The sequence below is a fragment of the Flectobacillus rivi genome, from assembly GCF_030056655.1.
Taxonomy (GTDB): Bacteria; Bacteroidota; Bacteroidia; order Cytophagales; family Spirosomataceae; genus Flectobacillus; species Flectobacillus rivi.
Window position 1 is genome coordinate 185,705 of sequence record NZ_JASHIE010000015.1, and the last position, 7,944, is coordinate 193,648.

Sequence of the window (7,944 nt, forward strand, 5' to 3'; positions counted from 1 at the left end):
TTGACCAAAGCTTTTATTTTCCAAACAAAACTTTGGCACCTGTTTGTCGCAAATACTCTGCTTTAACTCCCCATTCCTCAGATTGTTTCAAAATCTTTTGTGCATAATATTCTGAGCAAGAACCATCCAATATCAAGGCTTTGTATTTCAAGCCTTCTAAATCTTCGAGTTTTTTGATTGCTTTGTTACCTATAATTACCCAGTCGAATGTGGTACTCGAAATTACTTTTTGCTTATTGAGCCTAAAAGGTATATACAGTAATTTGTATTGTTGATAAGTCAATACTCGAATAGCATTGGTTTGTAACAAACTTTCACTCAAGGTATCCTTCACTCCTTTCTCTGAAAAATAATTGGTTAATCTAAAGCCTATTTCTTTCTTATTTTCGAGAAAACTACTGTCGCCAATCATCAATGCGTTTGTGCCATCCAGCACACTTATAGCGTGCCCCTTCGGAATACTGTGAATAACTAATTGTTTTTGCTCACTAATATTAAATTGCTCTTTAACCTGTAGGAATATCAGTATAATCATCAATAAAACACTACTTTTTATCCACACAAATGACCTAGTTATCCACAATGCTGAAAAAGTTATCAACAACGCAAAAGTTAGGGTTACTTCTAACTTTGAAAAGTGTAAAAATTGCATCATTGAATGAGGTAATTCTTCTGTTACTTTGGCCGAAAGGTTTAATAAATCCGTCAGAAGTTCTAATAGCTTTCCAAGATATTCAAGAACAAAATTCACCTTAAATAACTGACAAACAGGATATATAACGATAAAAAGCAAACCTACACAAAGCACCAAGGTAGAAAAGAATATTACAAAAGGATTAGCGAATAAGAAGTACAACGGAAATTGATGAAAGTAGTATACCGTCAGTGGAAAAGTAGCTAATTGAGCTGCCACAGATACGCAGGTCAACTCCCAAAACCAATACAATATTCTTATATGAAAACCTTTGTGGATATCAGTTATCCACAATTTGACCAATAATGGTTGAAAAATTAACATTCCTAAAACTGCCAAATAAGAAAGCTGAAATCCAACCTGAAAAATGAAATTAGGATTCCACAAAAGCAATACAAAAGCAGAGAAAGCAACAGTATTATAGGTATTCTGTTTTTTGTTGATAAACTCTGCTATTAGTACCATCGAGAACATCAACGTAGATCGTAATACTGGAGATGAAAGTCCCGTCAAGAAAGCATAAAACCAAAGTAAGCTTAGGACAACAAGCACAAAGGTTGTTCGTCCCCATCGGCTTTTTCTTTTCTTAATAAAGCCTAATAAAATAATTAGCACTTGATAAATAATCCCAACGTGCATTCCCGACACCGAAAGCACATGTATAGCACCTGCCGCCGAATAGGCTTGCATTAAAGGCGAATCCAACTCGTCTCTTACACCTAAGACCATAGCATTGACCACCCCATAAACCGATTTCTTCGGAATAGCTTTGATAACCGCCCTATCTGCATAGCGATTCAGCAGCATTGCATAATAATAAATGCTTTTATGTTCTGTTTCGCCTACATATACGAAGTCGCCTTTTCTCACATATTGTTGGTCAAAAATTTCTTGTAGTTCCATGTATCTCCTAAAATCAAATTCGTAAGGATTTTTCGGAGCTTCTATCTTTTGCAGGTGATTAATCAACCAGTATTTTTCTCCTAACTCTGGTTTTCTTTCTGCTTTCTTATCGACATACAATAAAATTTTGCCTTGACTTGAATATATTGTATCATTTTTAATTACTTCTCTCACTTCAGCAATTGCCTTCCATGTGTTTGCTTTTTCCTCAACCATTTCCACAATTTCCACTAAATGAACCGCTTTTGTATCCGTAAAATCTGAATAGTGATTTTTGAAAAGGATTTCTTTCTTTATGTCAACCACTAAGATACCTATTCCAATCACCATCAGTAAGCCCAACAATCCTGTCAGATTCTTCGAAAGTTTTATGTAGGCAAAAATATACAAGGCAAAAAGGCTCACCAGACTAATCAAAAGTCCAAACCTGTACCCAGCAAAATACGGAGCCAATAAAATACCGACAATAAGGCATATCACATACCTCAAAAAAGGGAAGCGTGCAAAAGGTGTCATAACTATAATAATGATTCGGTGTAAAATCTAATAGGGTGTCCAAACTCATTGGGTATCAATAAGATTTGAATATTTTCTGGATTTTTCGAAATTTTCCAGAATTACCATATCTAATATCCGTATCTTTGCGGATTAATCAAAATACACGCACGATAAATGTCTTCAGTGATTAGCGATAAATTAGATAAGTTCTTAAAAGGGAATTCATTACCTAAAGTTCATAATAAAGGAATACAGTTATTTCACAACAAAGCTTGTAAGCTCGAAAGCATCCAAATGGAAGGTGATGGAGAAGCTAAATATCAAGTAAAAAGCGAGTCAGGTCCTAAACTCTATCAAGTTGACATCAAAAATTGGAATGGCTCAATTATTCGAACTAAGTGTAATTGCGAATATGACTGGGGAGGTATCTGCAAACACCGTGTGGCTGCTCTTTTATCTTTAAAGGAATATATCAAAACGAATCCAACCTCGTCAAAGGTTTCTACAACTGCTGCAAAACCAAAGTTTATCACAGCTCAACATATTCTAAAAATTGGCTCCTTCGACGATTGGTCACTCAAACAATTGGTACAGGAAGAGGACTGGAAAAAACGTAATGATAACCTATTTCAGGTAAATATCACCCATGCGCTTAATGGTGTTGCAGAAGTAGATGTATCCAACAAACAAGAAACATTTCATGTAAAAGTTGAACGTCTACGTTTTAATCAAGAAATTTTTACTTCTTGTTCTTGCCACGCTTCCATTGATGCGCAGCTTTGTGTCCATAAACTTCAAGCTATTTTAGCTATTCGAGAAAAGTACGGTACGTATAATCCATTTGATAAAATGCGTGATTATACTTCCGAAAAAAATAAACTTCTTCAAGAATACGGCTTCAGTTTAGAAGATGATTTGAAGGGAAAATTTGACTTCAAAATCAATCAAGATGGCTCTGTAGCATTAGTTAAGTTAGACAAAAGCATTCAGAAAATTAGCTCTTATCAGAACTGGCGTATTATCAACAATAAGATTTTTCGCCCAGAAGAGTATGCTTTTCAAATCAATACTGACGAAACCAACCTTCAGGAAACTCGTGAGATTATCTATGTGGTTCATTTCAAAGATGCCAAATATCTCAACGATGTTCAATTTGAGGTACATTCTTGTAAAATCAACGGTCAAGGCAAAATGTCAGGCTTTAAGTCTTTCGACTCTGCTCAGTTCAAAGATTTTCCGCAACTCTCTGACGAAGACCTACAGGTAATTCATACCATCAATAGCATCAATGCTGATGGTATTCAATCTTTTGCTAAAAGAAAAGAAATACGTCTCAATTACTTCCATGATTATCTTGACCGTGAACAAGTTTCGGCAGATACTCTACCAATTATTGAGGAGTATATGAGCAAGCAGCTAGATAAGGTATTTCATTTATTGCAGGGCAAAAATGTTTTTCTAGCAAGCTCACCTTATTTCAATTCGCATCACGAATTAACACCAATCACGTTATCAAGCGAAAGGGTGATTCCGTTTTTTACTCTTCGCCAAGACGCTGAATTTATTATACTAGAAGGCTATACACGTATTCTCAAAAAACGTATTAGACTTGCATCATTAATTAATCTCAATAGCTTTTGGATACGCGAATACGGAGAGCAGTTACATAAAGTAGCTTCACCCGAAATTGCCAATCTTTTACACTACCTCGACAATCAAGGGGTAATTAAGGTAAAAAAAGAGGATTTTGAAGGTTTTGTACACGATTTTATTATTCCGCTAAGTCAAAAATTTGATTTAGAAGTAAACCTTCAAGAGCACATTCAAAAGGAAGAGCTTCAATTTATTGAGGCCAAACTTATGTTGAAAGAAGAGGATAACAATCTCATTTTTGTTCCAAGGTTTGTTTACTCTCAAATTTTACCTGAAGAGCCAGTTGTTGAAATCGTAACTCCTAAACGTGGTTCTAAAAAAACTATAATACCCAAGAAAGAACCTATTCAATACGAATTTGCGTATGACCATAAGTCTAGTCGCCTAGACTATCATAATGGTGATATTCTCATACAAGAACGAAATGCTATCTTAGAGAAAGAAATTTTCGAAAAGATTCAGCAATTGCACGGTGATTTTCAATCTCAAGGTCAGTATTCTTTCTTTCATTTAAGTTTCAACGAAGTACTGAAAAATGATTGGTTATTTCATTTCTTCGAAGAAATGAAGAAAGAGAATATTAAGATATTCGGTACTCAAGAATTAAAGAAATTCAAATACAATCCGAATAAAGCTAGCTTTTTTGTAAAAACCAGCTCAGGAATTGATTGGTTTGACATGAAAATTGAGGTGGTATTCGGTGATCAGACCGTTTCTCTCAAAGAAATTCAAAAAGCTGTTTTGAAAAAACAGAATTATGTAGAACTCAAAGATGGAACGTTGGGAATTTTACCAGAAGAATGGCTCATGAAATATGAGCATATCTTTAAGTTGGGGAAAATTAAAGGAGAAAACGTTCAAGTCTCAAAACTCCACTTTTCACTTCTTGATGAATTAGGTGCAGATATTGATAATTTTGCCGTTCAGCAGGAATTGTTTGAGAAAAAGCAAAAATTGCTCAATTTCAAGCAACTTCCCAATGTAGCTGTTCCTCACAATGTAAAAGCGACCTTACGTGACTATCAGCTCGAAGGATACAAATGGCTTTCCTTTCTTGATGAGTTCAAATGGGGTGGTATTCTAGCCGATGATATGGGTCTTGGTAAGACTTTACAAATGTTGACTTTTTTACAAGAACAACAAAATCGACATAAGGATACTACGAATCTTGTTATTCTACCTACTACTCTAATCTTTAACTGGCAGGCTGAAGCAAGCAAGTTTTGCCCAGATTTGAAGCTTTTTGTGCATCGTGGTGGTACTCGTCAAAAAAACAATCATCATTGGCATGAATATGATATTATTCTCACAACCTATGGCATGGTTCGTTCGGATATTGAGCTATTCAAGTCATTTCCGTTCAATTATGTTGTTTTGGATGAATCTCAGGCCATCAAAAACCCTGACTCTTTGATTTCAAAGGCTGTAAAACAACTAAACGCTCAAAATCGTCTAGTTATGACGGGTACTCCTGTCGAGAATAATACTTTTGATTTATTCTCTCAAATGGAGTTTATCAACCCAGGTTTATTAGGTAGCCAAGAGTTCTTCAAATCTGAATTTGCCACACCAATCGACAAAGGACAGGATAAAATACAGGCAGCGCATTTACGTAAAATTGTTTATCCTTTTGTTTTAAAAAGAACGAAAGAAGAAGTAGCTAAAGATTTACCAGAAAAAACAGAAAGTATTATTTTCTGTGAAATGGATAAAAAGCAGAGAAAGGTATATGACTCTTACCGAGAAGAATACCGCCAAAAGCTAGTAGAAAAAATGGCTACTGATGGTAAAGAAAAAGCCTCATTCTTGATTCTTGAAGGTTTGCTAAAACTACGTCAAATTTGTGATAGTCCTGCATTAATTAACACAGAAATTCCGCTCGAAAATAATTCGGCTAAATTAGACGAAATTGTTCGAGAGATAGAAGAGAATGCAGGAAATCATAAAATTTTGATTTTCAGTCAATTTCTCAAAATGTTAGACTTAATTAGAGAACATCTTGAAAAGCATCATATTTCATACGAATATCTCGACGGCAAAACACAAGATAGAGAAGATCGTGTAAATCGTTTCCAAGAAGACGAAAACTGTCGAGTATTCTTGATGAGTCTCAAAGCAGGTGGTGTGGGTATTAACCTTACCGAAGCAGACTATGTTTATTTGATTGACCCATGGTGGAATCCAGCTGTTGAGCAACAAGCCATCGACCGTACACACCGTATTGGGCAAAAGAAAAATGTATTTGCTTATCGAATGATTTGTAAGGATACCATTGAAGAAAAGATACTTTTATTACAAGAAAAGAAAAAAGATTTAGTAAAAGATTTAATTAGTACCGAAGAAGGTTTCTTGAAAAAACTTTCACAAGACGATATCATCGATTTATTCTCTTAATACATGAAAAGCTGGTTTATCCAGCTTTTCTTATTTTATTCAATTAATATCTTCTGGGTCAATATATTGGTAGTATTCCACCATACTGAAACAATAGCTAAACCCTTATAGGCATCTTCCTTTAATCTAATAACGTATTTTTTGTCGCCATTTTGTTGTATTTCATAAGCTACTGAAATACCATTTATTGTATAAATCTCGATGTAGGGTGTCTCTTCTCGTATCCAAGTTAGTAATAAAGGCTGATTTTTTGAAAATAAGGATGGATATATACTAACCTGTTGTTCTGAGTCAACCCATGCTGTTTTCAGCGCTATAGGCTTAAAACAGGTTCTAGTTGAGTCATTATCAACCTGACAAAGCCTATAGTAATTTAAGCCCATCACAGGCTGCTTATCAATTAGACTATATGATTTTTCTAATTTTGAACTTCCTTGAGAAATCACTCTTCCAATTTCCCTAAAATCAAGCATATTAGTACTTCTTTCAACAGAAAAATAGATATTATTCAATTCCTCAATTGTTGTCCATTTCAATTGCGTTGTTTCATTTATCAAGACTTCTCCTGTAAAGCTACTTAAAGTAATAGGAGTTGGCATAAGTTGGTAGGAAAGACTAAAATTATCAATCGCTGATGAGGTACGAGTCGGGTTAGAAGCATTTGATGGATTCGTTGACGCCGATAATGTTACGACCCTAATCCATACTTTTTGATTTTGATTATTAATAGATGCAGGAAGAGTAGTGTTTATACGATTACTAAAAACCTGATTGGCTCCTGTCGTATGCCCAGTTGATATAGTCGAAAAAGTAGATGGATTATCACCTATACCATAGTCGACCGACCATACTGTTTGTCGTTCGCCATTAGTATCGTCCAAAGATTGTAAATCAAATGATAGTTGAAAATTTTGGAATGCTTGTGTATTAGCAATACAAAGTACAAATGCTGCACCTGGATCGCCCAATGTTGAGCTTTGTCTCACACCTAGGGCTCTATCAGGCTCACTTGCTTGTTGCACGTAGTTTCCTATCAGTGAGCTTTTAAATGACGCAAAGTTTTTGAATTTTGCAGTCGTATTCTTCCAATAAGTCCCATTAGCTCCAATAACTGTTGGAGTAGGCGTAGCCACAAAATCACCTGAAACATCATTGCCTAAACTATGAGCATTAGCTCCAGTTCGAATAGACCAACCTTGAGGTAACCCTGAAGCTAGCTGATTAAAATCCTGAGAATAGCTAGCACCTGACAAATTTATCTGAGCTATAGTAGTAGTATAAAATATACTTAGTACAAGTATCTGGAGTAGATTTTTCATAAAATGTAGAAAAGCTATTTACAACTTAATTTATACTTTAAATTAATATAGTAAATTGATAAAATCAATAGGTAAAAACTATAAATTAAAATTTTATACTACTCTTCAAGGCAATAAGCCTGTAAAATCAAAGATTATAAACTTTCTAAGTACTCTTATTAAGCTTGAGAATAAGATATCATAGGTATTTATTTAGGCGGGTGTATCGTAGCCTGCAGTACTGAGTCTTGTAAAACGGAAAAAGCCATTCTATCGAGATGGCTTCTGTTTACTTTGTAATATTTGAGAGCTTTTTTGCTTTCCCGTATTGGTCGCGACGCGTAGTCCGGGGCGCGTAGCCTGCAGTCTCCTCAACAGTACTGAGTCTTGTAAAACGAAAAAAGCCACTCTTTTGAAGTGGCTTCTTTTCTAATTTGTAATATTTTGGAGCTTTTTTACTTTCCCGCATTTGATTGCAGTATCATCAACGGTACTGGGCTTAAC

Annotated in this window: 3 protein-coding genes; 1 reads left to right on the forward strand and 2 read right to left on the reverse strand. The window is 35.0% G+C overall.

Translation table 11 applies throughout. The annotated features are described in order from the left end of the window. Positions 1 to 13: 13 nt before the first annotated feature. Positions 14 to 2,113 (reverse strand): ComEC/Rec2 family competence protein, encoded by a 2,100-nt coding sequence (locus QM481_RS20195; RefSeq protein ID WP_283383066.1) that lies wholly within the window; start codon positions 2,111 to 2,113, stop codon positions 14 to 16. A 156-nt stretch (positions 2,114 to 2,269) separates the two neighbouring features. Between QM481_RS20195 and QM481_RS20200 the strand changes: the two genes are divergently transcribed. Further along, complete coding sequence (locus QM481_RS20200; RefSeq protein WP_166552314.1) at positions 2,270 to 6,142, forward strand: DEAD/DEAH box helicase; 3,873 nt, start codon at positions 2,270 to 2,272, stop codon at positions 6,140 to 6,142. A gap of 35 nt (positions 6,143 to 6,177) precedes the next feature. Here QM481_RS20200 and QM481_RS20205 read toward each other — a convergent pair whose 3' ends face one another. Further along, entirely contained in the window at positions 6,178 to 7,461 is a 1,284-nt protein-coding gene (locus tag QM481_RS20205; protein ID WP_283383067.1) for a hypothetical protein, read from the reverse strand. Positions 7,462 to 7,944: the final 483 nt, after the last annotated feature.

Bases quoted from the DNA above. Each gene is read 5' to 3' on its own strand.
- QM481_RS20195 (WP_283383066.1), bottom strand. From the start codon at position 2,113: ATGACACCTTTTGCACGCTTCCCTTTTTTGAGGTATGTGATATGCCTT.
- QM481_RS20200 (WP_166552314.1), top strand. From the start codon at position 2,270: ATGTCTTCAGTGATTAGCGATAAATTAGATAAGTTCTTAAAAGGGAAT.
- QM481_RS20205 (WP_283383067.1), bottom strand. From the start codon at position 7,461: ATGAAAAATCTACTCCAGATACTTGTACTAAGTATATTTTATACTACT.